The 24348-nt window shown below is 46.7% G+C and carries 23 protein-coding genes; 19 read left to right on the forward strand and 4 right to left on the reverse strand.

Features of this window, described 5'->3' with window-relative positions:
- Positions 1 to 142: 142 nt before the first annotated feature.
- Together IEY09_RS11000 and truC are read left to right on the forward strand one after the other, a co-directional pair.
- A complete protein-coding gene (locus IEY09_RS11000) occupies positions 143 to 463 on the forward strand; it encodes a YqcC family protein (protein WP_144375574.1) in 321 nt (106 codons plus the stop codon).
- Positions 450 to 1286 carry a tRNA pseudouridine(65) synthase TruC gene (truC, locus tag IEY09_RS11005; protein ID WP_069454608.1) on the forward strand — a complete coding sequence of 279 codons (837 nt, stop codon included), beginning with the start codon at positions 450 to 452 and terminating at the stop codon, positions 1284 to 1286. Before IEY09_RS11000 ends, truC begins: the two co-directional genes overlap by 14 nt.
- An 88-nt stretch (positions 1287 to 1374) precedes the next feature.
- On the opposite strand, the gene IEY09_RS11010 is transcribed toward truC, so the two are convergent.
- A complete protein-coding gene (locus tag IEY09_RS11010) occupies positions 1375 to 1548 on the reverse strand; it encodes a hypothetical protein (protein WP_037416714.1) in 174 nt (57 codons plus the stop codon).
- A 123-nt stretch (positions 1549 to 1671) separates the two neighbouring features.
- On the opposite strand from IEY09_RS11010, the gene IEY09_RS11015 reads away from it, so the two are divergent.
- The 4 genes from IEY09_RS11015 (at position 1672) to IEY09_RS11030 (ending at position 6716) form a co-directional block, all read left to right on the forward strand.
- The gene (locus IEY09_RS11015) at positions 1672 to 2136 is read left to right on the forward strand and encodes a flavodoxin (protein ID WP_037416717.1); all 465 of its coding nucleotides are present in this window, start codon (positions 1672 to 1674) and stop codon (positions 2134 to 2136) included.
- Positions 2088 to 3569: a PTS transporter subunit EIIC gene (locus tag IEY09_RS11020; protein ID WP_037416720.1), complete on the forward strand. Its 1482-nt coding sequence runs from the start codon at positions 2088 to 2090 to the stop codon at positions 3567 to 3569. Before IEY09_RS11015 ends, IEY09_RS11020 begins: the two co-directional genes overlap by 49 nt.
- A gap of 213 nt (positions 3570 to 3782) precedes the next feature.
- A complete protein-coding gene (gene purU, locus IEY09_RS11025) occupies positions 3783 to 4598 on the forward strand; it encodes a formyltetrahydrofolate deformylase (RefSeq protein WP_037430067.1) in 816 nt (271 codons plus the stop codon).
- A gap of 189 nt (positions 4599 to 4787) precedes the next feature.
- Positions 4788 to 6716: an HD domain-containing phosphohydrolase gene (locus IEY09_RS11030; protein ID WP_188871055.1), complete on the forward strand. Its 1929-nt coding sequence runs from the start codon at positions 4788 to 4790 to the stop codon at positions 6714 to 6716.
- Positions 6717 to 6787: 71 nt separating this feature from the next.
- On the opposite strand, the gene dapD is transcribed toward IEY09_RS11030, so the two are convergent.
- The 3 genes from dapD to map form a co-directional block, all read right to left on the reverse strand.
- A complete protein-coding gene (gene dapD / locus IEY09_RS11035) occupies positions 6788 to 7612 on the reverse strand; it encodes a 2,3,4,5-tetrahydropyridine-2,6-dicarboxylate N-succinyltransferase (protein WP_037416726.1) in 825 nt (274 codons plus the stop codon).
- Between the two features lie 18 nt (positions 7613 to 7630).
- A complete protein-coding gene (gene glnD / locus IEY09_RS11040; protein WP_188871057.1) occupies positions 7631 to 10216 on the reverse strand; it encodes a bifunctional uridylyltransferase/uridylyl-removing protein GlnD in 2586 nt (861 codons plus the stop codon).
- Positions 10217 to 10298: 82 nt separating this feature from the next.
- Positions 10299 to 11096 (reverse strand): type I methionyl aminopeptidase, encoded by a 798-nt coding sequence (map, locus tag IEY09_RS11045; RefSeq protein WP_172588839.1) that lies wholly within the window; start codon positions 11094 to 11096, stop codon positions 10299 to 10301.
- Between the two features lie 309 nt (positions 11097 to 11405).
- Between map and rpsB the strand changes: the two genes are divergently transcribed.
- The 13 genes from rpsB to lpxA all read left to right on the forward strand — a co-directional run bounded on the left by rpsB (position 11406) and on the right by lpxA (position 24265).
- Positions 11406 to 12134, forward strand: a complete 729-nt coding sequence (gene rpsB / locus IEY09_RS11050) for a 30S ribosomal protein S2 (protein WP_011071784.1) — start codon at positions 11406 to 11408, stop codon at positions 12132 to 12134.
- Between the two features lie 119 nt (positions 12135 to 12253).
- Positions 12254 to 13105, forward strand: coding sequence for a translation elongation factor Ts (gene tsf, locus IEY09_RS11055; RefSeq protein ID WP_037429566.1), 852 nt, complete (start codon positions 12254 to 12256; stop codon positions 13103 to 13105).
- 70 nt (positions 13106 to 13175) lie between these two features.
- Complete coding sequence (gene pyrH / locus IEY09_RS11060; protein WP_011071786.1) at positions 13176 to 13904, forward strand: UMP kinase; 729 nt, start codon at positions 13176 to 13178, stop codon at positions 13902 to 13904.
- A gap of 30 nt (positions 13905 to 13934) precedes the next feature.
- Positions 13935 to 14492, forward strand: a complete 558-nt coding sequence (gene frr, locus IEY09_RS11065) for a ribosome recycling factor (protein WP_037416738.1) — start codon at positions 13935 to 13937, stop codon at positions 14490 to 14492.
- 82 nt (positions 14493 to 14574) lie between these two features.
- Positions 14575 to 15402, forward strand: coding sequence for a polyprenyl diphosphate synthase (uppS, locus tag IEY09_RS11070; RefSeq protein ID WP_188871059.1), 828 nt, complete (start codon positions 14575 to 14577; stop codon positions 15400 to 15402).
- A 20-nt stretch (positions 15403 to 15422) separates the two neighbouring features.
- Positions 15423 to 16280, forward strand: a complete 858-nt coding sequence (locus tag IEY09_RS11075) for a phosphatidate cytidylyltransferase (RefSeq protein ID WP_037416744.1) — start codon at positions 15423 to 15425, stop codon at positions 16278 to 16280.
- A gap of 4 nt (positions 16281 to 16284) precedes the next feature.
- Complete coding sequence (ispC, locus tag IEY09_RS11080) at positions 16285 to 17475, forward strand: 1-deoxy-D-xylulose-5-phosphate reductoisomerase (RefSeq protein ID WP_037429564.1); 1191 nt, start codon at positions 16285 to 16287, stop codon at positions 17473 to 17475.
- A 51-nt stretch (positions 17476 to 17526) separates the two neighbouring features.
- The gene (rseP, locus tag IEY09_RS11085) at positions 17527 to 18897 is read left to right on the forward strand and encodes a sigma E protease regulator RseP (RefSeq protein WP_037416749.1); all 1371 of its coding nucleotides are present in this window, start codon (positions 17527 to 17529) and stop codon (positions 18895 to 18897) included.
- 31 nt (positions 18898 to 18928) lie between these two features.
- A complete protein-coding gene (bamA, locus tag IEY09_RS11090) occupies positions 18929 to 21409 on the forward strand; it encodes an outer membrane protein assembly factor BamA (protein ID WP_037416752.1) in 2481 nt (826 codons plus the stop codon).
- A 65-nt stretch (positions 21410 to 21474) separates the two neighbouring features.
- On the forward strand, positions 21475 to 21972 hold the full coding sequence (locus IEY09_RS11095) for an OmpH family outer membrane protein (RefSeq protein ID WP_037416754.1): 498 nt from the start codon (positions 21475 to 21477) through the stop codon (positions 21970 to 21972).
- A gap of 3 nt (positions 21973 to 21975) precedes the next feature.
- On the forward strand, positions 21976 to 23001 hold the full coding sequence (gene lpxD / locus IEY09_RS11100; RefSeq protein ID WP_047534654.1) for a UDP-3-O-(3-hydroxymyristoyl)glucosamine N-acyltransferase: 1026 nt from the start codon (positions 21976 to 21978) through the stop codon (positions 22999 to 23001).
- A 32-nt stretch (positions 23002 to 23033) separates the two neighbouring features.
- The gene (fabZ, locus tag IEY09_RS11105) at positions 23034 to 23498 is read left to right on the forward strand and encodes a 3-hydroxyacyl-ACP dehydratase FabZ (protein WP_037416758.1); all 465 of its coding nucleotides are present in this window, start codon (positions 23034 to 23036) and stop codon (positions 23496 to 23498) included.
- The gene (gene lpxA / locus IEY09_RS11110) at positions 23495 to 24265 is read left to right on the forward strand and encodes an acyl-ACP--UDP-N-acetylglucosamine O-acyltransferase (protein ID WP_037416761.1); all 771 of its coding nucleotides are present in this window, start codon (positions 23495 to 23497) and stop codon (positions 24263 to 24265) included. The genes fabZ and lpxA overlap by 4 nt, the downstream gene beginning before the upstream one ends.
- Positions 24266 to 24348: the final 83 nt, after the last annotated feature.

A 24348-nucleotide genomic window follows, 5' to 3' on the forward strand; every position in this document is an offset into this window, starting at 1 on the left:
TGCTATATCAATCAAAAAGGCTCAATAAATTGGCGACATTATAGGGGGAAGTTGTTCACGATGGTATGATTGCCACACTTTTATCGCCCCCTGTCGCTGAGCGTTATCTTCTAGTGACAGCGAGCTAAAGGACGTTACATTGATGCTTTACAGCCAAACTCAAATAAAATTAGCCCAAATTATTCACGAGCTCCAAGGTGTTGGACTTTGGTCGGCCAATGCGCCAAGTGATAAAGCGATGGCCAGTACAGCGCCGTTTGCCTGCGATCATATGCCGTTTGAACAATGGCTGCAGTTTATCTTTATCCCGCGAATGCAAGTATTGATCGATGCTGGACAACCCTTGCCTAGCCAAATTGCCATTGCGCCTATGGCTGAACATGTGTGGTCTGAGCAGGCGACATTAGCACCCTTAATCGGTGTCTTAAATGAATTGGATATATTGTTAAATGAACCAAGATGATATCTGGTTAGATATGCCAGAGAGTAAGCAATTGAATACCGATAGTGATGATGTAGAAGCCGCGCCTGAACTGCACATTTTATATCAAGATGAGCATCTCGTTGCTATCCACAAACCTGCGGGATTGCTGGTGCATCGCAGTTATTTGGCACGCCGTGAACGTTTTTTTGCGATGCAATTAACGCGTGATCTGGTGGGGTGTCATGTGTTTCCGGTACATCGTTTAGATAGGCCGACCTCTGGCGTGTTGTTATTTGCCAAAAATAGTGAAGTGGCTAACGCGCTTTGCGAACAATTTGCCGACCATAGTATCGAAAAACAGTACCTAGCGTTGGTGCGTGGCAATATGCACGAGAGTGGTGTATTGGATTATGCGCTCAAGGTTGAATTGGATGAAGTGGCGGATAAGTTCTCAAATCAAGATAAAGCAGCCCAAGAAGCGGTGACTCAATATGAACCGCTACTCAATGCTGAAATCCCCTATCCGTCAGGACGTTATGCAACGAGTCGATTTGCTTTAGTTAAACTGAGTCCTAAAACGGGGCGCAAGCATCAACTAAGACGCCATATGGCGCACTTACGTCATCCGATTATTGGTGATACCACCCATGGTGATGGTAAGCAAAATGCATTTTTTAGAACCCATTTTGACATCAATCGACTATGGCTGATTGCGAAAAAATTAACCTTCACTCACCCGATAACCCATGAGCGCTTAAGCATTGAAACAGAGCTTGAGCCAGAATGGGAAACCGTTTTTGCTCGCCTTGGTTGGGATGACAGCGCATTATCTTCCACACCGAGCATATTGATTGCGGGTTAAGCTGAAATGTATTAGGTCGCCACGTGTTTATTTGCGTGACTAAGATAGTGTGGTCTGTTCACTTGCTGTTGGCCCTGATGTTAACAGCTTAGCTACTCGCTAGCTTTAGTTCTTGCATTAAGGTGACTAAGCTTGAAAATCCCGTGGTGGGCTTAAGTGGCGTTTGCAGGTTTTGCTGTGCGGCATGAAAGTAATGTTTACGTCTAATTTGAGTGCTTTTATGTTGGTGCTTGAGGTGTTTTTGCCTATTGCTCTGTCGCATCAGTTTAGTTCCTCATGCTCAATAACTTGATTTATAAAATTTTTACCTTGTCGCTTGCCCTAAAGCATAACAATAAAGTAACTTCAGCTGAGTTGCGTTTACGCATGTGGGACGGAGTATATCATGAAAAAAGTTAATCTGATCTTTGGCACTGTGTATGGTAGCGCACAATTTACCGCCGAAACCTTAGAAAAAGCGCTGACAGAACTTGGTTATGAAGCCAGATTGTGGCAACCGAATGAAATTAGCCAATTTACACCACCACAAGATGAGCTGTTAGTGGTTGTCACCTCAACCACCGGGCAGGGCGATTTACCCGATGATATCCAGCCCTGGTTTTATCATCTCCAAACAACAGCTCCCTATTTGCCAGAGCTGAAATACAGTGTTATTGCGCTGGGAGATTCAAGTTACGATACCTTTTGTGGTGCAGGCAAGTCAGTGGATGCATTGCTGAGTGAATTAGGCGCAAAAGCCGTTGTGGAGCGTCTCGATATTGACGCCTGTGAAACCATGGAACCTGAGGTCGAAGCGATAAAATGGCTGCAAAGCTGGAACCAAGTCGTCAAATCCGAGCGCGCCGCTTAGGCCATTTGGTCACTCAGCAGTGGTTTAAATTTGCTCAGCGCTTAAGCCAAGCGCTGTTAATCCCTATTGCCATTTTACCCGCGGCTGGGGTTATGCTGGGGTTGACGGTAAGCCCAATCCCCTTTATGCCTGAAGTACTTAATGTATTAATGCTGGCTGTGGGTAAGCTGATCTTCGCGATTATGCCGATTTTGTTTGCGGTGGCAGTGGCGATTGGTTTTTGTCGAGATCAAGGGATTGCTGCATTTACCGCTGTGTTTGGCTATGGGGTGTTGACAGCAACCTTGGCTGCTTTAGCTGACCTATACCAATTGCCAACTCAGTCAGTTCTTGGCATGGATACCTTAGATACTGGGATTGCTGGCGGCATGCTGATTGGCGGCGTGACTTGCTTTGCGGTGCGTTGGAGCCAATATATTCGCCTGCCAGCGATTTTTTCCTTTTTCGAAGGGCGGCGTAGCGCCTCTTTATTGATCATTCCGTTGGCAATGGGGTTAGGTTATGTACTCGCCCATGTATGGCCATCAATCTCCTTATTGATTGAGCGAGTCTCTGATTGGGCTGTTTACCAAAAGCCTGCAATTGCGTTTGGTGTTTATGGTGCGCTTGAGCGTTTACTCATTCCCTTAGGGCTACATCATATTTGGAATGCACCATTTTATTTAGAAGTTGGCCAATATCAGTTGCAGGACGCCGAAGTGGTACGCGGTGAAGTGGCGCGTTATTTAGCGGGTGATCCGCAAGCAGGGAATTTAGCGGGGGGCTACCTGATTAAAATGTGGGGATTACCAGCAGCGGCGCTGGCCATTTGGCGCTGCGCTGATGCCTCGGAGCGAAATCGTGTTGCGGGTATTATGCTTTCCGCTGCGGCAGCCAGTTGGTTGACGGGTGTGACTGAGCCAATTGAGTTTGCCTTTATGTTTGTGGCGCCGATCTTGTTTCTTATCCATGTCATGCTGGCGGGCTTGGCTTACTCTGTCTGCATTATGCTTGATATTCACCATAGTATTGTATTTTCCCACGGACTGGTTGACTTCACTTTGCTATTTTCCCTGTCCCGCAATACGGGATGGTTTGCAGTCTTGGGGCCGCTTACGGCGGTGATTTATTACATTTTGTTTAGGGGAAGTATTCTGGCATTTAATTTAAAAACGCCAGGGCGGCTTGAATCCTATGACGCTAATCGCTCCAAAGAGAGCTTAAGAGCAATTATTGCGGCATTAGGTGGTCGCGATAACATCGTTGAACTCAATGCCTGTTTAACGCGATTACGTTTGAGTGTGCATAGCCCTGAGTTAGTTAATAAAGTTCGACTCAGTCAGCTAGGTGCAAAGGGAGTGATTGTGATGGGGAAAGGTGTGCAAGTGGTCTATGGCACTAAGGCTGAAACTCTGCGTAAAGTGTTGCAGCGTTATTTAGATACACGGCGTTAGCATTGCAGCTTATTAAAATTAATCACTGATTTATTGTGTTTAATAAAGTTAACTCACAATAAATTCACTTTTTAACACAAAAAGTTAGCTTTTCATGCTGTATCAGCGAATTGGCTATGGCACACTCAAGTGAGGGACCATAGAGGAGATCAGATTTTGCAGTCACAGCATGTAGTATCCAACGCACAACCCGCCTTAGCACGTAAAATCCTGATGACAGATTGCGCCGATGCCCAAGGGCTTATCGCCAAAATCACCAGTGTTTGCTTTAACCATCAGCTTAACATCATCAAAAACAGTGAATTTGTGGATAATGCGCAGGGACGATTTTTTATGCGCACTGAGCTTGAGGGGCACTTTAACAGCGAGCAATTATTGCAGGATCTGCGTCAAGTATTACCCGTTCCAAATCATATGACCTTAGTGAGTGCGGGTAAGAAACGCATTGTTATATTAGTCACTAAAGAAGCACATTGTCTCGGCGACCTCTTGATGAAAGCGTATTATGGCGGTTTAAATGTTGAGATTGCCGCCGTAGTGGGCAACCACGATGTACTTAGAGAACTTGTTGAAAAGTTTGACATTCCTTTTCATCTCGTCAGTCATGAAGGACTCGACAGAATTCAACATGAGCAGGCGTTATTGGCCGCGGTGTCGCAATACGCGCCAGACTATCTGGTGCTTGCCAAGTATATGCGGGTGCTGACGCCGGATTTTGTTGCCGAATATCCAAACCGTATCATCAATATCCATCACTCTTTCTTACCAGCCTTTATTGGTGCAGCTCCTTATCGCCAAGCCTGGGAACGTGGGGTGAAAATTATCGGTGCGACGGCGCATTTTGTGAACAACTGCCTCGATGAAGGGCCGATTATCAAACAGGATGTGATCCCCGTTGATCATAGTTACAGCGCACTCGAAATGGCCAAAGCGGGGCGAGACGTTGAAAAAAGTGTTCTCAGCAAGGCGCTGCAATTAGTGTTAAATGAGCAAGTGGTGGTTTACGGCAATAAAACCATAGTGTTTTAGGGGGTAAAATTTGATTTGAGTATCCCCACATACTCCCGCGCATACCGTGATGGGGATCTTATGTTTCAGTTTTAGTCTGCGGCTTATATTCGCTTTGCTATCCTTATGTTTAATAGGATTTTTACTTTGTTTATGTCCTAATGAGTTTTTGAGTCTACATTCCTATTTTTAATCAAGGATGGAGGTTGGATGTCAACAAATCGCGGTCTAATTGTCGGAACGATGGATCTCCCCGATGGTTTGCATTTGTCTTGGGCACAACTCGATAAAGAGTTTCGTGTTCAGAAAATGAGCCAAGCCTTTTATGAGCGCTGTAACCGCTCAGCAGCGCAAATCATTAATAAACCTATTTGCCAGTTATTCAGTGCTTTTGATACTGATTTATGTGCAGATATTGAGCATCGTAGCGGTGGCTATATAGGCTTCCAGTTACAGGACAATAATGGCGCAAATGTGCATTTCGCTTTGCATGCAGTTCCTGAAAATGGATGGTACTTGATCTTATCTGAGATAAATTTTAAAGATCCCAAAATTAAAGAATTGCACGTAGATTATCGCCGTGTAATCCAAGCGAGCGATGTTTGGTTGCAGCATATTGAAGAAGTGATTAGGTCTTCACCTGAGGATGTTTTCCGGGTTGCGGTAGCCAAATCTGTCGCACTCAGCAGTAGTCGGTATGGGTTTATTCTTTTACATAACGAAAAATCGAAATTGCTTAGCTTGGCGGCCAGAACCCAATATCCTCAATCTAAGATTGACCTGCCAGAAATTGTCGAAGAAGAGACTCAAGCTCCTGAAACTGAAAGTCTTGTCTGGCTTGAATGCGCTCAAAACTTTAAGCCCATCATTAAAAATAGCCTAGGTAGGCCCGCGAATGCTCAGGGAGTATTCGATAAATTACTGCTTGAGGAACGCTATTTAGCGGTGCCCATTTTATTTCGAAATCGGTTGATGGGAATTATTTGCGTCGTTGGGCGAAGTGACCCCTACAGTCGTCAAGATGCCCGCTCATTGCTCACTTTTGCGAGTATTTTATGGCATTCGATTGAGCTTCCCCGCAGTTTGCGGGCAGTATCGCGGCAGTCCAAAATTATTAAGGCGCAAAAGGAGCAATTATCCCAATCGTTAACCCAGCTTATCAGCGCCATTTCCGAGGCATTAGAACTTAAGGATGCCTATACCGCGGGGCATCAAAAGTCGGTGGCCCAATTAAGCTATCTTATAGGTGAAAAGCTCGGGCTTGAGCCGCTGCGTTTAGAGGGGCTAAAAATTGGTGCACTGGTGCATGACATAGGAAAGCTTGCAATACCATCACAGATTTTGACTAAACCTTCAAAATTATCCAAAGAAGAATACGCCTTAATTCAAACTCATCCACAACATGGAGCGGAAATTGTAGAGGATGTCGAATTTCCCTGGCCGATTAAACAAATGATATTACAGCATCATGAGCGGCTTGATGGATCGGGTTATCCCTTGGGATTAAAGGACAAAGCGATTCTTTATGAGGCTAAAATTATTGCCGTTGCCGATGTTGCTGATTCAATCCTATCACACCGACCCTATCGTCCTTCATTGGGATTGGCGAAGATGACAGAAGTGCTTCGGGCGGGTAAAGGGACCTTATTTGATCCTGATATAGTTGAAACCTGTTTAGAGGTACTTATTAACCGTGAAATTAGTATTAGCGATCATATCGGTTCTGCCGCGCTAGACCCAGTAGTGACAGTCACTTTGGACCATGAGTTAGCCGACATTAAACGACTACTTGCTCACGCCCATGCTAAGGTGGCTGTTGTACAGGATGAAGAACATCACCTCATTGGCGTTATCACCCAAAGATTATTGGACTACTGGCTCAGCCCCCTCATTGGCAGTGCAGCCGAGCGAGAACAGGATAGGGCTTTTTTGCGTAAAAAAGCTCATCAAATCATGGAGCATTCTGTTCCTTTAATTAGTGATGTGGCGACTTCAGAAGATGCGCTGCAGCAACTTAATGAGTCTGACTCTGAGTTTTTGGTGGTTGTGAATAAGGCGCAACATGCAATAGGCGTAATCGGCTGGCGTGCAATAGCAATGGCGAATAAGTTACGCCAAGATGTCGAGCGTTTAATTTAACGGAACTCAGTAGATAAAAAATGCCAAGCAGGCTGCTTGGCATTTTGTTATCCCGCAATGTAGCGAAACGATTAATCGACGATACGTAACAGTTCGTTGATCCCCACTTTGCCGCGGGTTTTTGCATCCACTTTCTTGACGATAATCGCAGCGTATAGGCTGTATTTGCCACATGCTGAGGGCAGGTTACCGGATACGACTACAGAGCCAGCTGGTACGCGGCCATAGTGGATTTCGCCCGTTTCACGGTCATAAATACGGGTACTTTGGCCGATATAAACGCCCATGGATATCACCGAGCCTTCTTCTACCACAACGCCTTCGACAATTTCAGAGCGCGCACCGATAAAGCAGTTATCTTCGATAATAGTCGGGCCAGCTTGCAGCGGCTCCAATACGCCACCAATGCCTACACCACCCGATAAATGCACGTTTTTACCAATTTGCGCGCATGAGCCCACAGTCGCCCAAGTGTCAACCATGGTCCCTTCGTCAACGTAGGCGCCAAGGTTCACGTAAGAGGGCATTAACACAGTGTTTTTACCGATAAAAGAGCCTTTACGAACAGTGGCTGAAGGCACCACGCGGATGGCTTCGGCTTTAAAGCGGGCCTCGTCATACTCGGCAAACTTTAACGGCACTTTGTCAAAATATTTGGTTTCGGCGCCATCGATAACTGCGTTATCAAAAATACGGAATGACAGTAACACCGCCTTTTTCAACCATTGATGAACATGCCATTGGCCGTCGATTTTTTCAGCGACGCGCAGTTCACCCTTGTCGAGCATATTGATGACATGTTGCACATCGTTACGCACGCTTGCGTCAACAGTGCTTGGTGTGATGTCGGCACGCGCTTCAAAAGCGGCCTCAATACGTTGGCGTAAAGCCTCCATTTACTTCTCCCGTTGTGGTTAATTGGTTGACTCTGTGTTGATGGCGCTCAGTGCGCTAATCAAGGCTTCCTTGAGCGTATGCTCTTGGGTTTCATTGAGTTGCAAGCCGTCATTGGTTTGCAAAATAAAAAAGTCTTCCGCTCGCTCGCCGATGGTGGTGATCTTGGCGGAGAGCAAAGTCGTGTTGCAACGATAAAAAATATCGCCCACTTTAGCTAATAATCCCGGTGTATCCAAGGCGATAAGCTCCATCATACTTGTACCATGACGGTTACTCTCAAGGAAACTCACTTGGGTGGGAACATTAAAAGGTTTCATCTTGCGTGACAGTTTTCTAAAGCGTGGCAGTTTAGGGTTATCACTGACGAGCGCTTTTTCAAGGGCTTTACGGATACTTTGTATGCGCGAGAGTTGGCTGACGGGCTCGCCGTCTTGCTCGAGGATAACAAAGGTGTCGAGCGCGTAATTATCTTTTGATGTCATGATGTTAGCGTCGTGGACGTTAATGTTTTTATTATCAAGCACCGCCATTACGGTAGCAAATAACTTAGGTCTGTCCTGACAATAAACAAACAGCTCTGTGCCGCCGCGGGTCGTGTGTTTGGACACCAGCACTAAGGGCTCATCTAACTGCTTATGCTTGAGGATGGCCTCAGCATGCCAAGCGACTTGATTGGGCTGGTGGCGCAAAAAGTAGTCGGCCTTAAAGCGTTGCCAAAGGGTATCTAAATCTTTTTCTTTAATGCCGCGCCGCAGTAGTTCTTTTTTCGCCTTGGCTTGGTATTCGCGTACTCGGGCCCGAATATCAACGGGCTTTTCTTTGCCGCGAGCGAGCACCCTTTGGGTTGAAAAATATAAGTCGCGCAGCAGTGAGCCTTTCCAGTTATTCCAGGTCTTTTCGTTGGTGGCGCAGATATCGGCCACGGTTAAACAGTACAAATAACTTAAATGCACCGCATCGCGCACCTTGCTGGCAAAGTCGGCCACCACATCGGGGTCGGAAATATCGCGGCGCTGGGCGGTTACCGACATTACCAAGTGATTTTCAACTAACCAAGCGACTAGGCGGCCATCGTGGTCGTTCAAGCCATGAAGCTTACAGAAGGCGAGGGCATCGCTTGAGCCAAGCTTGCTGTGATCGCCGCCGCGGCCCTTGGCGATATCATGGAAAATTGCGCCGAGTACCAACAAACCTTTTTTCGGTAACTGATTGATAAGCACTGAGCCTAAAGGAAACTCTTCTTTCTGTTCTGGCTGCGAGAAGCGCTCGATATTGAGGAGCAATCTGTGGGTGTGTTCATCCACCGTATAGGCGTGGAACAGGTCAAACTGCATTTGGCCCTCGATATTGCGCCACGCAGGTAAATAAGCCGAGAGCACCCCGTGTTTATGCATCAGCGATAAGGCTGCAATACCGCGTGGATGTTTTAAGATCTCCATAAAGGCTTGGCGGCACTGAGGATTTTCTTGCAAGGGTTGCTGCTGTGCTCGGCGTGCACGCCTCAGTGAGCGTAGGGTAGGCGCATAAATGCCTTTAATATTAGAGTTTTTCGCGACATGGACAAACAAACGTACAATTTCTTCACCGCTGTCGAATAAATCGTCACTTAGGGCCTCGATAAAGGCACCACGGCGCTGATAGTTATTGTCAATCGCTTGAATTTCTAAAGCTTTCGTTTGACCAAGAGTTGCCCGCTTAAACAGTTGCAGCAGCATTTCGTTGAGTTCCATCACGCGGCGCACCGTGCGATAGTAACGTTTCATCATCTGCTCAACAGCAAGTTGGGTCGCGTCTTCGTATCCCATCAACTCAGCCACTTGGCGCTGGACATCGAACAGCAGGCGGTTTTCATCACGCCCGACAGTCATGTGCAGGGCAAAACGCAACTTCCACAGAAAGTGCTGACACTCGAGCAGCTCTTCTAATTCGGCGGGTTCTAAAAATTCGTATTGCACCAGTTCTTCTAAGCGTGAGGCGCCAAAGTGGCGCATGGCAACCCAGGCGATGGTTTGAATGTCCCGAAGGCCACCAGGGCAACTTTTGATATTGGGCTCAAGATCGAAGGCACTCGCCTTGGCATGGCGGGCCGTTTGTTCATCGCGCTTAGCGATAAAGAACTGACTGGAGGTCCAAAAATCGCTTTGACGAATGGCATCGTAGAGCTGGTCAAACAGACTTTCAGGCCCTGAAAGCAAGCGCGCTTCAAGCAAATTAGTGGCGATGGTAATGTCGTCTCGCCCAAGGCGTAGCGTATCATCAAGGGTGCGGACGCTATGACCAATCTCAAGACTAGCATCCCACAAAAAGGCGATAAACTCGCTGAGCGCGGCTTCCGCTACCGCAGCTAACTCGCCCTCGAAGAGGAATAGCAAATCGACATCAGAGTGCGGATGTAACTCTCCGCGACCATAGCCACCAACGGCAATCAGGGCGATGGGGTATTGATCTAGGCCGTGTTGCAACCACGCCTGTTTTATAAGGGAGTCGACAAACTGACAGCGCTGAGTCACTAGCTCTTCAATCGGGGTTTTGGCTTTGAACCTTGCTAAAAGCGTTTGATTCTGTTCGATTAATGATTGTTTAGCTAGCAGCGCTGTATTCATCGAGTCCCTTGTTTGGATGCGTTAAAATATTTGCTACCCACCAAGTTCCAATATGACCTGGTGGATAGTTTAACAATTGTCATTAGTGATTTATGATCCGCGGAAAATCTTCCTCATCGCGCAGCGTCAGCACTTCAACACCGGTTTCGGTCACTAATAATGTGTGTTCCCACTGGGCTGAGTTTTTACCATCGGAAGTGGTCACCGTCCAATTATCATCGCGATCTAGCACAGTGGTGTGTCGACCCGCGTTGATCATCGGTTCAATGGTAAAGCACATACCTGGGCGTAAAATGGTGTTGTCACCATTACGGTAATGCATCACTTGGGGTTCTTCATGGAAACCCGAGCCAATACCGTGGCCACAATAATCTTGCACGATGGAATATTTCTCAAGGCCTGTTTTGCTTGCTTTGATGAATTTTTCGATAGTATTGCCAATTTCACCCAGTTTTAAACCTGGACGCACCTTGCGAATGGCTAAATACAGGCTTTCTTGCGCGATGCGGCACAGGCGTTTGTCCTTCGGGCTGACTTCACCGATTAAGAACATTTTAGAGGTATCGCCGTGGTAACCGTCTTTAATGACGGTGATATCGATATTGAGAATATCGCCATCCTTGAGAACGCGATCGCTCGGAATACCGTGGCAAATGACGTTGTTTAACGAAGTACAAATCGACTTAGGAAAACCATGGTAGTTGAGCGGGGCAGAAATCGCGCCTTGCTCTTCGGTATATTTGGCGCAGATATCGTTTAATTCATTAGTGGTGACCCCCGCCTTAACATAAGGGGCGATCATTTCTAATACTTGTGCAGCCAGTTTACCTGCCGCGCGCATTTTCTCGATTTCTTCTGCTGTCTTAATGACTATACTCATTGCGTTTTCTCTTGTGTCTTCGGTGTCTATTGGCGCGATGAACCTAATGCAAAAATTTGTGCTTTAGGGCTATTTATGATATAAAGCGCGCCGTTATGTTTAAGTCTTGATGAATTACCCAAGCTCAGCTTTATCTGCTTTTGGGCGATAGCAAAACTAAAGATGGCGGCCATTATACATGGCAATTTATCTAAATACTAAATCACACACGTGTCGACACATTCTTCGGGGTGCCCTCAGCTGTTAACTGCGGGGTCGAAGACATGGGATACGTGGAGGTCTAACCCCCTAAATTTTAAGGTAATAGAAATGACTACAGTTTCAATGCGCGATATGCTCCAGGCCGGTGTCCACTTCGGTCACCAAACCCGTTACTGGAACCCAAAAATGAAGCCATTCATTTTCGGTGCTCGCAACGGCGTTCACATCATCAACCTTGAGCATACTGTGCCAATGTTCAATGAAGCACTGGCTTTCATCAGCAACGTTGCTTCAAAGAAAGGTAAAGTATTATTCGTTGGTACTAAACGTGCTGCTGGCGAAGCGATCAAAGAAGCTGCTATTTCTTGTGATCAGTACTATGTTGATCACCGTTGGTTAGGCGGTATGCTGACTAACTGGAAAACCGTTCGTCAGTCAATCAAACGTCTGAAAGAACTGGAAAGCCAATCAGTAGATGGTACTTTCGACAAGCTGACCAAAAAAGAAGCGCTGATGCGTACTCGTGAGCTTGAAAAGCTGGAAAAATCTTTAGGCGGTATTAAGAACATGGGCGGCCTGCCAGACGTATTATTCGTTATCGGCGCTGACCACGAGCATATCGCTATTAAAGAAGCTAACAACCTGGGTATCCCTGTTGTTGCAGTTGTTGATACTAACTCTGCGCCAGATGGTGTTAACTACATCGTTCCTGGTAACGACGACGCGATGCGTGCTATTCGCCTGTACACTACTTCTGTTGCTGCAGCAGCTAACGCTGGCCGTGGTCAAGATTTAGCTGTTCAAGCTGAGCAAGACGGTTTCGTAGAAGCCGAATAATAATAAGGCGGGATGAGTTTCATCACCCTTATTAACCAAGATTTTGATTGGTTAACAGGGGCCATTCGGCCCCTGTTTTATATCTGCAAATTAGTCGATTTTTTAGAGAGGATTTAACAATGGCAATTTCTGCTGCCCAAGTTAAAGAACTGCGCGAGCGTACTGGCGCAGGCATGATGGATTGTAAAAAAGCGTTAGAAGAAACCAACGGCGACATGGAGTTAGCAATTGACAACATGCGTAAGTCTGGTGCTGCTAAAGCTGCTAAGAAAGCAGGTAACATCGCTGCTGACGGTACTATCCTGATCAAAAACGGTGAAGGTTTCGCAGTACTGTTAGAAGTAAACTGCCAAACTGACTTCGTTGCTAAAGATGCAAACTTCTTAGGTTTTGCTAACGCTGTTTTAGACGTTGCTGCAGCGTCTAAAGTGACTTTAGAAGACTTAAAAGCCCAATTTGAAGAAGCCCGTGTTGCGCTAGTTGCTAAAATCGGTGAAAACATCAACGTTCGTCGCGTTGAGTACATCGACGGCACTAAATTAGCTTCTTACCGCCACGGTGAGCGTATCGGTGTAGTGGTAACCGGTGACGCTGATGACGAAACTCTGAAGCACCTCGCAATGCACGTTGCCGCTTCTAAGCCAGAATACGTTAACCCAGAAGACGTTCCAGCTGACGTAGTCGCTCGTGAACAAGCTCTGCAAATCGAAATCTCTATGAATGAAGGCAAACCTGCTGAAATCGCAGAGAAAATGGTTGTTGGTCGTATGAAGAAGTTTACTGGTGAGATTTCTCTGACTGGTCAAGCTTACATCATGGAACCAAAGAAAACTGTTGGCGAATTCTTGAAAGAGAAAGGCGCGAAAGTCACTAACTTCATTCGTTTAGAAGTGGGTGAAGGTATTGAGAAGAAAGAAGAAGATTTCGCAGCTGAAGTTGCTGCTCAAATCGCTGCTTCTAAAAAGGCTTAATCGCCAACGCTAAATACCCCCAAGACCGCAGCAATGGCTGCGGTCTTGTTATGACCAGGATATAAAAATTATGAGCACCAATCCAAAACCTGCATTTAGACGCATTCTTCTAAAATTAAGTGGCGAAGCACTGATGGGCGACGAAGGCTTCGGCATCGATCCTAAAGTGTTAGATCGCATGGCTCAAGAAGTCAAAGAGCTGGTAGAGTTAGGCATTCAGGTGGGTGTGGTCATTGGTGGTGGTAATCTATTTCGCGGTGAAGGCTTAGCAAAAGCGGGCATGAATCGTGTGGTGGGCGATCACATGGGTATGCTGGCAACGGTTATGAACGGCTTGGCCATGCGTGATGCCCTGCACCGTGCCTATGTTAATGCTCGTCTGATGTCGGCTATCCCATTAAAAGGGGTGTGCGATGACTACAATTGGGCTGAGGCGATCAGCTTATTAAAATCAGGTCGTGTGGTGATTTTTGCTGCAGGTACTGGTAACCCATTCTGCACTACCGATTCTGCTGCTTGCTTACGCGGCATTGAAATCGAAGCAGAAGTCGTGCTAAAAGGCACTAAAGTTGACGGCGTTTATTCTGACGACCCGATGAAAAATCCAGAAGCAGTGAAGTACGATGAATTAACATACACTGAAGTGCTGGATAAAGAATTAAAAGTAATGGACTTAGCAGCCTTTACGATGGCGCGTGATCATGACATGCCAATCCTAGTATTCAACATGAACAAGCCTGGTGCCCTGCGCCGCGTGGTCATGGGTGAAGAAGAAGGCACAATGATCAAAGCGAAATAAGTTATTCAATGACCAAGAAGGACATTTAACGTGATTGCAGATATTAAAAAAGATGCTCAAGAGCGCATGGGTAAATGCGTTGACGCGACTAAAAATCAAATGGCTAAAGTACGTACTGGTCGTGCACACCCAAGCTTACTGGACTCAATCCAAGTATCTTACTACGGTACTATGACACCGCTTAACCAAGTGGCAAACGTGGGCGTTGAAGATGCGCGTACTTTGTCAGTAACCGTATTTGACCGCAGCGCAATCCAAGCGGTTGAGAAAGCCATCATGAGCTCTGATTTAGGTTTAAACCCTATGTCAGCGGGTGCGACATTACGTATTCCATTACCTGCGCTGACGGAAGAGCGTCGTAAAGACTTTATCAAAGTAGTACGTGCAGAGGCCGAAGGTGGTCGTGTGGCGATTCGTAACGTACGTCGCGATGCGATTTCTGATGTGAAGAAACTCGAAAAAGCTAAAGAATGCACTGAAGATGATGTTCGTCGCTTCGAAGAGGAAGTACAAAAGTTCACCGATGCTCACATTAAGAAGGTCGATGAGATTTTAGCGGCCAAAGAAATTGAGTTGATGGAAGTCTAATCTCAGGCGCTATAAGCTAGAGTTGCTACGCCGTGTAGGGGTATACTACACGGCGTTTGTCTATTTTAAAGGGTTGTATTAGATGTCATCCACAGTGGAATTTGATCCGCAATCTAGGCCGACTGAGGCGGATGCTTGTGCTCAGACAAGCTTACCGGAGATATTACCCGAACTCGTTAAACAGTCATTACCTAAGCATGTTGCGATTATTATGGATGGTAATGGACGTTGGGCCCAAATCCAGGGCAAGCCACGAGTGATGGGGCATAAGGCTGGGGTTAAAGCGGTGAGACGTGCGGTGAGCGCGGCCAGCCAGTTAGGGATACAATCGCTGACGCTATTTGCGTTTTCTAGCGAAAATTGGCGTAGACCCGATAAAGAAGTCAGCTTATTGATGGAACTGTTTTTTACCGTATTGCAGCGGGAAATTAAGTTACTCGATAAAAACCAGGTCAAATTGAATATCATCGGCGATATCAGTCGCTTTTCTGCGCGTTTACAAAAGCAAATTCGTGCCGCAGAAGCGGAAACTGCGAGCAATACGGGATTGATATTGAATGTGGCGGCCAATTACGGCGGTCGTTGGGACATACTGCAAGCTGCGCAAAAGTTAGCTGAAAAGGTTGCAACTGGCGAAATGACCAGCAGTCAGTTCACTGAAGAAGCCTTGAGTGAACATTTGTGCATGCAAAATCAGAGTGAAGTTGATTTAATGATCCGTACGGGTGGGGATTACCGGATCAGCAATTTTGTACTCTGGCAGGCTGCCTATGCTGAGTTGGTGTTTTTGGACACCCTTTGGCCTGATTTTGATGAACAGGCTTTTCATGAAGCGATTGCCACGTTTGCCAGTCGCCAGCGCCGTTTTGGTTTGACCGGAAGTCAAATTGATGAGATGCGCGCATTGTAAAACGTCATGAGGGATTTTTTTTGCTAAAACAACGTATAATAACAGCAATTTGGTTGATTCCATTAGTTTTGGGAGCAATCTATTTACTCCCCGTTGAGTACTTTGCTTGGGCCTTGATCGCCGTGTTTCTGATCGCCGCTAAGGAGTGGGGCAGGATCATCGATAGTCAATGTGATGTCACCCAATGGAGTTTTACTTGTACGGTCGGTATTTTACTGATCGCTCTTAATTTAATTGTTCCCGCCGACACCATTTGGCTTCGGGGGCAAATTCATCCCATTTATCTTGCCGTGGTTACCATAGGTACTTTGTGGTGGATGGTGTCACTGCTGCTGGTGGTCACTTATCCTAAAAGCGCCAAATTGTGGCAAAAGAGTCCGATGCTAAAGTCCATGTTTGGACAATTGACTTTAGTACCTTGTTTTGTGGCACTGATTGCCCTTAAATCGATTAGTTCGCAAATATCGCCTTACTATGGGGCATCGCTAGTATTATTGGTGATGTTGATCGTTTGGGCTGCGGATTCTGGGGCGTATTTTGTGGGCAAAGCTGTCGGTAAAACTAAGCTTATGCCCGCAGTTAGCCCAGCTAAAACCTTAGAGGGTTTGCTCGGTGGTTTAGTCACTACACTAATTGTTGTTGCGGGTGTTATGTATATATCCCCTGAGCAGGAGTTAGGCTTAGTGGTTGCGGTGACCATTTTTGTAGCATTGATTTCTGCCCTTGGCGATTTATCCGAGAGTATGTTTAAACGCGCTGCGTGCATTAAAGATTCGGGCACGATTTTGCCTGGACATGGCGGCGTGCTCGACCGCATCGACAGCCTGACAGCAGCCTTGCCGGTGTTTACCCTAATCTACATTGCATTTTGGATGTAACGCTATGCAAAATATGGTGATTTTGGGTGCGACAGGCTCGATTGGTGCCAGTACCTTAAGTGTGATTTCGGCCAACCCTTCAGCCTATCGAGTGTATGCTTTAGTGGCGAATGCGAGTGTCGACAAGATGCTCGCCCTGTGTTTAGCCCATCGCCCGCAGGTCGCCCATATGGTCGACCCCAATGCTGCATTAGCACTCAAGACGCAATTACCCGCGGCGCTTAATATCCAAGTAACAAGTGGCGAGGATGAGCTTATTGCCTTAGTCACCTCCTCGGTGGTTGATACCGTGATGGCTGCGATTGTCGGCGCGGCGGGTTTAGTCCCGACGCTGGCTGCGGTGAAGGCGGGTAAGCGGGTATTGCTCGCCAATAAAGAGGCGCTGGTGATGTCCGGCGAGCTGTTTATTGAGGCAACGAAACGCTCTGGCGCCACGTTGTTGCCGGTTGACAGTGAACACAATGCGATTTTCCAATGCTTACCCGAAGAAGTGCAGGCTAATTTAGGGCGCTGTGATTTAGCGGCGTCAGGTATTTCCCATATTTTGCTCACCGGTTCTGGTGGTCCATTTTTAACCGCCGAGCTGTCAAGTCTTGCGGCAATGACGCCAGCACAGGCTTGCAAACATCCAAACTGGTCAATGGGTCCGAAAATCTCGGTCGACTCCGCCACTATGATGAATAAGGGCTTGGAGTTTATCGAAGCGCGCTGGTTGTTCAATACCCAAAAAGATCAACTAAAGGTGGTTATTCATCCGCAAAGTGTTATTCATTCTATGGTGCAATACCGCGATGGCAGTGTGATCGCGCAGATGGGTAACCCGGATATGCGTACGCCAATTGCGCATTGTATGTCCTATCCGCAAAGAATTCGCTCCGGTGTTGAACCTTTGGATTTTTTCAAAGTCGGACAGTTAAGCTTTTGTGAGCCAGACTTTAATCGCTTCCCCTGTTTGGCTTTAGCGATTGCCGCTTGTGCCCAAGGGCAAGAAGCGACTACGGTACTCAATGCGGCCAATGAAATCGCCGTGGAGGCGTTTTTACAAGGCAAGATTGGGTTTACCCATATCGCCAAGGTGAACGAAGCCTGTTTATCGTCGGTGCCTAAACGGGCGATGACCAGCATCGAAGATATCATTGCCCTCGATGCACAAACACGGATATATGCCCGTGAATTACTAGCGAAATTTGCTTAGGCCTCTTGTTGACGAGGCTTGAGTGGATTTACTGATGACGTAAGGAGTGGAATGTTAGATTTTTTGTGGAACTTAGGTTCTTTTATCGTAGCACTTGGGCTGTTAATTACTGCCCACGAATACGGCCATTTCTATGTTGCGCGCCGCTGTGGTGTGAAAGTTGAGCGTTTTTCGATTGGTTTTGGTAAGGCGATTTGGCGCAAAGTCGGTCAAGATGGTACTGAATATGTTATTGCCATGATCCCGCTGGGTGGCTATGTCAAAATGCTCGATGAGCGTGTTGAAGATGTCCCCGATAACTTAAAAGATCAGGCCTTTAACCGTAAAAGCGTGTGGCAACGTATAGCCATTGTGGCGGCTGGCCCCATTGCGAACTTTATTTTTGCGATTATCGCACTGTATTTTATGTATTTAATTGGTGTGCCATCGCTAAAGCCAGTCATTACCTCAACGACACCTGGCACTGCGGCGGCACAAATCCAAGTCACTGAGCCGATGCAAGTGACGGCGATTTCAGGCCAGCCGGTACGGAATTGGGAAGAAGTCAATTTGGCGCTTGTTGGCCATATTGGTGATGACAGTTTAACACTATCCCTTGCGCCCCTTAACGGTTTACAGGGACTTGATACCGATACTCGTACTTACACTTTAGACACCCGTCAATGGCGTTTCGACCCTGAGAAAGAGTCACCGATCACGGCACTGGGCTTGGGCGTGTATCGCCCTGCGATTGAGCCACAAATTGCGCTCATCAGTGAAGGCAGTGCAGCGGCTAAGAGTGATCTGAAGGTCGGTGATACCTTAGTGGCTATCAATGGCCAGCAATATACCGATTGGCAAGCTTTTGTTGACATTATTCAGCATTCTGCCAATGTGCCTGTGGAGTTAACCGTGCGCCGTAATGGCGAGCAATTTGCCATCTCGGTGACACCAGCAAGTGTTAAAAATAGCGATGGTAAAGATGTCGGCGTGCTTGGGGTGAGCCCGGCTCAGGCACAATGGCCTGAGAATATGCGATTACAGCTAGAATATGGGCCAATCGAATCTTTTGCTATCGCAGCCGATAAAACATGGCAACTTGTTGTCGTGAGCTTTAAGATGATTGGCAAATTATTTACTGGCGATGTGTCAGTGAAAAACTTAAGTGGACCTATCTCAATCGCACAGGGTGCGGGCAATAGTGCAAACTATGGCTTGGTTTACTTTCTCGGTTTCCTCGCGCTTATCAGTGTCAATTTAGGCATCATTAACTTGCTGCCATTGCCTGTGCTCGATGGGGGACACCTGCTGTATTACTTCGTTGAAGTAATAACTGGTAAGCCTGTATCTGAAAAGGTACAGGAAATAGGATTCAGATTTGGGGCAGCATTACTGCTGATGTTGATGAGCATTGCGCTCTTCAATGATTTTGCCCGACTCTGAGCAAGGACAGACTAATAATTAGAAGTGCTCTATGAGATTGAATAAACTTTTTGCCTCGATGTTATTCGTCGGTGCGTCGTTTTCAGGGACTGTGTTGGCGGATACTTTCCAACCCTTTGAAGTGACCGACATCCAAGTTGAAGGTTTGCAGCGAGTCGCACTGGGTGCTGCCTTGTTAAGCTTACCAGTGAAAGTGGGCGACACTGTAGATCAGTTAAAAATTCAGCAAGCCATTAAAAGCCTGTATGCCTCAACTAACTTTGAGAATATCTCAGTCAGTCATGATGGCGGCGTGTTGATTGTCAAAGTCACCGAAAGACCAACCATCAGTGCTGTGACATTTGAAGGCAACAAAGACATTAAAGATGAGCAGTTACAGGAAAGTCTGGACGGCTCAGGCGTTAAAGTCGGCGAATCTTTAGACCGCACAATGCTGACTGGCATCGAGAAGGGATTACAAGACTTCTACTACGGCGTGGGTAAATACGGCGCCAAAGTTGAGGCGCAGGTGATTAACTTGCCTCGGAACCGTGTCGAACTTAAGTTCAAATTTACTGAAGGTTTAGCGGCCGAAATCCGCCAAATTAACGTGGTCGGTAATCATGAGTTCACCGATGCTGAGCTTATCGGCATGTTAGAACTGAAAGATTATGTGGCTTGGTGGGATCTGTTTGGTGAGCGTCGCTATCAGAAGCAAAAGCTTCAAGCCGACCTTGAGACGATTAAAACCTATTACCACAACAAGGGTTATATTCGCTTTGAAGTTACCTCGACTCAAGTGGCGATGACCCCAGACCGTAAAGGCTTGTACATCACTATAAACGTCAATGAAGGTGAGAAGTACAAGGTAAAAGGCGTTAACCTCACGGGCGATCTGATGGGTCGTGAAGAGTTGATGAAATCGATTCTGCCTATCAAGGCGGGCGATATGTACAACGGCGGTGATGTGACCTTCACTGAAGAGATGTACAGCAAATACTTAGGCCGTTTCGGTTACGCTTACCCTGAAGTGAAAACCTACCCTGAAATTGATGATAAGACCAAGGAAGTGACCTTAAACATCAATATCAAACCTGGTAAGCGAGTGTATGTTCGCTCCATCAACTTTACCGGTAATACTGTCACTAAAGATGAAGTGATGCGTCGCGAACTGCGTCAGATGGAAGGTGCTTGGTTAAACTCTGCGCAGGTTGAGCAATCTAAAGCCCGTTTGAACCGTTTAGGCTTCTTCGAGACCGTCGATACCGAGACCATTCAAGTGCCCGGTACTGACGATTTAGTCGATGTAGCGGTTAAGGTGAAAGAGCAGCCTTCTGGCTCATTTAACGCCGGTGTCGGTTATGGTACTGAATCAGGTCTAAGCCTACAGTTTGGTGTGCAGCAAAATAACTTCCTCGGCACGGGTAACCAAGCGGGTGTGAGTTTAAGTACCAACAAGTACTCTAAAAACGTCAACTTATCTTACACCGATCCGTATTGGACTAAAGATGGTGTGAGCTTAGGCGGTAGTGTTTACTGGAACGAGTTCGATGCGAACGAAGCCAACCTTGAACGCTATAAAAACAGCTCCTATGGGGTAGCGCTAAACTCTGGTTTCCCGATTAACGAATACAACCGTATCAACGGCGGTATTGGTTATCGTCATAACACGATTTCAGAAATCTCTGCCTATGAACAGGCGCTGCGTTTCTACAATATTTACCGTGAAGATGATCCAAATGCAGACTTAAGTTTTGATAACTTTGAGCTGAGTTTAGGTTGGTATCGCAGTACCTTAAACCGAGGAACCTTCCCAACAGACGGTTCATCACAGCGTTTAAGCGGTAAGATGACTGTACCTGGATCAGATCTGCAGTACTTCAAGACTGACTTCGATACCAACTACTATTTCCCTCTCAACCGCAGTCAAAGTTTTGTGGTCTTGGCACGTGGTCGTTTAGGCTATGGTAATGGTTATGGTCAATTTAACGATAATGACCAGATCCTACCATTCTGGGAAAACTATTACTCAGGCGGTAGCACCTCACTGCGTGGCTTTAAGTCTAACTCCGTAGGTCCGCGTTCCTTCTATCTTTTCCGTGGAAGTGAACCCTGTGCGCCGGATCCATCGGGCGATGGTTGTAGTTTACCGGGCGATCCAAACAGTATTCAGGTAAGCTCTGGCCGTTCAATCGGTGGTAACGCTATCGCAACTGCGAGTTTAGAGTTTATTGTACCGACGCCATTCTTGGATGAGGCTTATACCAACTCTGTACGTACCAGCTTCTTCCTCGATGCCGGTAACGTGTGGGATACCGAGTTTGACTTTGCCAAATATCAAACCTTACCCGCTGAAGAGTTTGATAAGTTACAAGACTACAGTGACCCTGCGCGTATAAGAGCATCTTGGGGGGTAAGCTTACAGTGGTTATCACCAATGGGCCCTATGGTATTCAGCTTGGCATGGCCGATTAAAGAGTACGAAGGCGATCAAACAGAGATCTTCTCGTTCAATATTGGCAAAACTTTTTAAAAGGCATACACTCGGCAAGTTTTGCTGAATATAACAAAGGTAACAAGGAGTCTATTTTGAACAAGATGGTAAACCGTGCCCTGGTGACGTTAGCTTTATTAGGTGCACCTTTAGCTGCGCAGGCGGAAAATATTGCTGTAGTTGATATGGGCGCTGTGTTTGAGCAGTTACCTCAACGTGAGCAAATCATGCAGTCTCTGAAGTCAGAGTTTGGTGATCGCATGTCTGAAGTTCAGAAAATGCAAGAAGAAATGCGCTCTCTAATGGAGAAGCAGCAACGTGATGGCGCGTTAATGAATGACACGCAAAAAACTGAGCTGGTTCGTAAAATGGAAGCGCTAAAATCTGAATATCAGTTGAAAGGTAAGGCGTTGGATGAGGACTTACGTCGTCGCCAAGGCGAAGAGCAAAACAAACTGTTAGTTAAGGTTCAAAAAGCCATTAACACTATCGCTGAAAAAGAAAAATACGATTTAGTTTTGCAGCGTGGTGCAGTCATTTATGTTAAGCCAAATGCTGACATCAGTGGCAAAGTGGTTGAAGCCTTAAGCAAAGGCAAGTAATTGATGAAAAGTGTGACTTTAAAAGAGCTAAGCCTGATATTAGATGGCGTTGTCCAAGGCGATGAAACCTTAGTGATCAACAGTGTTGCAACGCTTGAACATGCCACAGCGGGACAAATCTCTTTTTTAGCCAACAGCAAATACCGTGCTCAGCTTGAGTCAACTCAAGCGAGCGCGGTGTTATTGTCGGCTAAAGATGCGCAGGACTATCCTGGCACTGCGTTAGTTGTAAAAGATCCCTATGTGGGGTTTGCTCGTGTGGCGCAGTTGTTAGATACCACGCCCAAGGCAGCGATGGGTATTCATCCCTCAGCGCAAATTGACCCTTCTGCCCAGTTAGGTGAAGGCGTGGCAATTGGTGCTAATGTGGTGATTGGTGCCAATGTTATCCTCGGTGAAAATGTACAAATTGGTGCGGGTACTGTGATTGGACAAGACTCCATCATAGGCTCAAATAGCCGTTTATGGGCCAATGTCACCCTGTATCACAATGTCCATTTAGGCCAAGACTGTATTATTCATTCCGGTGCCGTTATTGGCTCCGATGGATTTGGTTACGCTAATGAGCGCGGACAGTGGGTTAAGATCCCCCAAACGGGTGGTGTGCGCATTGGTGATCGCGTCGAAATCGGTGCTAATTCAACGATTGACCGCGGTGCATTAGGCCATACCGAAATCCACAATGGTGTGATTATCGACAACCAAGTGCAGGTCGCCCATAACGATATTATTGGTGAAAATACAGCTATCGCAGGCAGTACCACGATTGCGGGCAGTGTCACTATTGGTAAGTACTGTATTATTGGTGGAAATTGTGCCATTGCTGGCCATTTATCCATTGCCGATGGTGTGCATATTTCTGGCGCGACCAACATTACTGGTAATATGCGTGAGCCTGGTTTGTATTCATCAGCCACGGTTGCTATGGATAACAAAACGTGGCGTAAAAACACAGTTCGCTTCCGTCAATTGGATGAACTGTTCCAGCGCGTGAAGACGTTGGAAAAAAATTTAAATACACCAGAGTAATTGCCCTAAGGCAATTTTGAGGAACTAGGTTCGTGTCTAATCAAATGAACACTATGGATATTTCGGAGATCCTTAAGTATCTGCCCCATAGATATCCATTCCTATTAATCGATCGCGTACTGGATTTCACCCCCGGTGAGAGTCTCCATGCGATTAAAAACGTGACGATTAATGAGCCCTTCTTTCAGGGGCATTTCCCGATCCAGCCTGTGATGCCCGGCGTGCTGATTTTAGAAGCCATGGCACAGGCCACTGGTCTGCTTGCTTTTAAGACCATGAGTGACGATGTGCCACCACCTGGTGTGTTGTATTATTTTGCGGGTATCGATAATGCACGTTTTAGACGTGTAGTCGAACCCGGTGACCAAATCCATTTTGAAGTCAAAATGATTAAAGAGCGCCGCGGGATTGGCGTTTTCTATGGTGAGGCCAAAGTGGATGGTGAAGTGGTTTGTTCCGCTGAAATCATGTGTGCCCGCAGAGAGATTAATCAGTGATAGATACATTAGCGTTTGTGCATCCCGATGCAAAAATTGGTAAAAATGTCACCATAGGCCCATGGAGTTATGTGGGCGCGGGTGTCGAGATTGGCGACGATTGTTGGTTAAGCTCCCACGTGGTGGTGAAGGGGCCGACGGTGATAGGTAAAGGCAACCGTATTTTTCAATTCGCCTCTGTGGGTGAAGAATGCCAAGATAAAAAATACGCAGGTGAGCCTACACGCCTTATCATTGGCGATAACAATGTTATCCGTGAGCATGTCACTATTCACCGTGGAACGGTTCAAGACAATAGCGAAACCCGTATTGGTTCAAACAACCTGTTTATGAACTACGTGCACATTGCCCACGACTGCGTGGTCGGCAATAACGTAATTATGGCCAATAATGCGTCTATCGCAGGCCATGTGCATGTCGGTGACTGGGCGATTCTCGGTGGCATGACTGGCGTTCACCAGTTTGTGCATATTGGTGCTCACGCCTTTACTGCGGGATGTTCGTTATTATTACAAGATGTGCCACCCTTTGTAATGGCTGCGGGACAACCAGCTATCCCTCGCGGCTTAAACAGCGAAGGTATGAAGCGCCGAGGTTTCTCTAAGGAAACTCAATTAGCGGTGCGCCGCGCTTATAAAACCTTATATCGTAGCAGCCTGACGGTTGAAGAAGCGGTTGAGGCACTTGCCGAAGATGCACAAAATGACGCGCAAGTTAAGTTGCTCGTTGAGTTTGTCAAATCTTCGGGTCGCGGCATTATTCGTTAGCGGCATGATGCGTTAAGAGTTTCGACTCTAGACTATGCCATTCATAGGCACTGCTTGTGACATTCTGCGTTAGAAAATGCCAT

Origin of the sequence: Shewanella xiamenensis (assembly GCF_014647135.1) — a bacterium.
Lineage (GTDB): Bacteria > Pseudomonadota > Gammaproteobacteria > Enterobacterales > Shewanellaceae > Shewanella > Shewanella xiamenensis.